The 2,518-nt window shown below is 65.3% G+C and carries 1 protein-coding gene; it reads left to right on the top strand.

Annotation, left to right across the window (positions count from 1 at the left end):
- On the top strand, window positions 1–2,474 hold a 2,474-nt coding region (locus tag ACE3OV_RS18125), incomplete at its 5' end, for a Tn3-like element ISPa38 family transposase (RefSeq protein WP_374328918.1).
- Window positions 2,475–2,518: the final 44 nt, after the last annotated feature.

Raw genomic sequence — 2,518 nt, 5'->3', positions numbered from 1 at the left:
CGAGCGCCGAAGCGATTACCCGCGCCAACCGGCGTCTCTACGACGCCTTGGCTGAGCCGCTGACGGACGTGCATCGCCGTCGCCTCGACGATCTGCTCAAGCGCCGCGACAACGGCAAGACGACGTGGCTGGCCTGGCTGCGGCAATCCCCGGTCAAACCGAACTCGCGGCACATGCTGGAACACATCGAACGCCTCAAGGCGTGGCAGGCGCTCGACCTGCCCTCCGGCATCGAGCGGCTGGTTCACCAGAACCGGCTGCTCAAGATCGCCCGCGAGGGCGGCCAGATGACGCCCGCCGACCTGGCGAAGTTCGAGCCGCAGCGGCGTTACGCGACCCTGGTGGCGCTCGCCATCGAGGGCATGGCCACCGTCACCGACGAAATCATCGACCTGCATGACCGCATCCTGGGCAAGCTGTTCAATGCCGCCAAGAACAAGCATCAGCAGCAGTTCCAGGCATCCGGCAAGGCGATCAATGCCAAGGTGCGGCTGTTCGGGCGCATCGGCCAGGCGCTGATCGAGGCCAAGCAAGCGGGCCGCGATCCGTTCGCCGCCATCGAGGCCGTCATGTCCTGGGATGCTTTCGCCGAGAGCGTCACCGAAGCGCAGCGGCTCGCGCAACCCGAGGACTTCGATTTCCTGCACCGCATCGGCGAGAGCTACGCCACGCTGCGCCGCTACGCGCCGGAATTTCTCGACGTGCTCAAGTTGCGGGCCGCGCCCGCCGCCAAGGACGTACTCGACGCCATCGAGGTGCTGCGCAGCATGAACAGCGACAACGCCCGCAAGGTGCCCACCGACGCGCCGACCGAGTTCATCAAGCCGCGCTGGCAGAAGCTGGTGATGACCGACACCGGCATCGACCGGCGCTACTACGAACTGTGCGCGCTGTCGGAGCTGAAGAACGCGCTGCGCTCCGGCGACATCTGGGTGCAAGGCTCGCGCCAGTTCAAGGACTTCGAGGACTACCTGGTGCCGCCCGCGAAATTCGCCAGCCTCAAGCAGGCCAGCGAATTGCCGCTGGCCGTGGCCACCGATTGCGACCAGTACCTGCATGACCGGCTGACGCTGCTGGAAACGCAGCTCGCCACCGTCAACCGCATGGCGCTGGCCAACGAGCTGCCGGACGCCATCATCACGGAGTCGGGCCTGAAGATCACGCCGCTCGATGCGGCGGTGCCCGATACCGCACAGGCCCTGATCGACCAGACGGCGATGATCCTACCGCACGTCAAGATCACCGAATTGCTGCTGGAGGTAGACGAATGGACGGGCTTCACCCGGCACTTCGCCCACCTGAAGTCAGGCGACCTGGCCAAGGACAAAAACCTGTTGCTGACCACGATCCTCGCCGACGCGATCAACCTGGGCCTGACCAAGATGGCGGAATCGTGCCCCGGCACGACCTACGCCAAGCTGGCCTGGCTGCAAGCCTGGCACATCCGCGACGAAACCTACGGGGCGGCACTGGCCGAGCTGGTCAACGCGCAGTTCCGACATCCCTTCGCCGAGCATTGGGGCGACGGCACCACGTCATCGTCGGACGGCCAGAACTTCCGCACCGGCAGCAAGGCCGAGAGCACCGGCCACATCAATCCGAAATACGGCAGCAGCCCAGGGCGGACGTTCTACACCCATATCTCCGACCAGTACGCGCCGTTCCACACCAAGGTCGTGAACGTCGGCGTGCGCGACTCGACCTACGTGCTCGACGGCCTGCTGTATCACGAATCCGACCTGCGGATCGAGGAGCACTACACCGACACGGCAGGGTTCACGGACCACGTCTTCGCGTTGATGCACCTGCTGGGCTTCCGCTTCGCCCCGCGCATTCGTGACCTGGGCGACACCAAGCTCTACATCCCGAAGGGCGATGCCACCTACGAGGCGTTGAAACCGATGATCGGCGGCACGCTCAACATCAAGCACGTCCGCGCCCATTGGGATGAAATCCTGCGGATGGCCACCTCGATCAAGCAGGGCACGGCGACGGCCTCGCTGATGCTCAGGAAGCTTGGCAGCTACCCGCGCCAGAACGGCCTGGCCGTCGCCCTGCGTGAGCTGGGACGCATCGAGCGCACACTGTTCATCCTGGACTGGCTGCAAAGCGTCGAGCTGCGCCGCCGCGTGCATGCCGGGCTGAACAAAGGCGAGGCGCGCAACGCGCTGGCCCGCGCCGTGTTCTTCAACCGCCTGGGGGAAATCCGCGACCGCAGCTTCGAGCAGCAGCGCTACCGGGCCAGCGGCCTCAACCTGGTGACGGCGGCCATCGTGCTATGGAACACGGTCTATCTGGAGCGGGCCGCGAACGCCTTGCGTGGCCACGGTCAAGCCGTCGATGACGGCCTGTTGCAGTACCTGTCGCCGCTCGGCTGGGAGCACATCAACCTGACCGGCGATTACCTCTGGCGCAGCAGCGCCAAGATCGGCGCGGGCAAGTTCAGGCCGCTACGGCCGCTGCAACCGGCTTAGCGTGCTTTATTTTCCGTTTTCTGAGACGACCCCACGAAGGAAAT

It is taken from the genome of Azonexus sp. (assembly GCF_041909095.1).
In the GTDB taxonomy this organism is placed as follows: Bacteria; Pseudomonadota; Gammaproteobacteria; order Burkholderiales; family Rhodocyclaceae; genus Azonexus.
The sequence above is the reverse complement of the archived record's forward strand: the minus strand, read 5'-3'. Positions and strand labels throughout refer to the sequence as shown.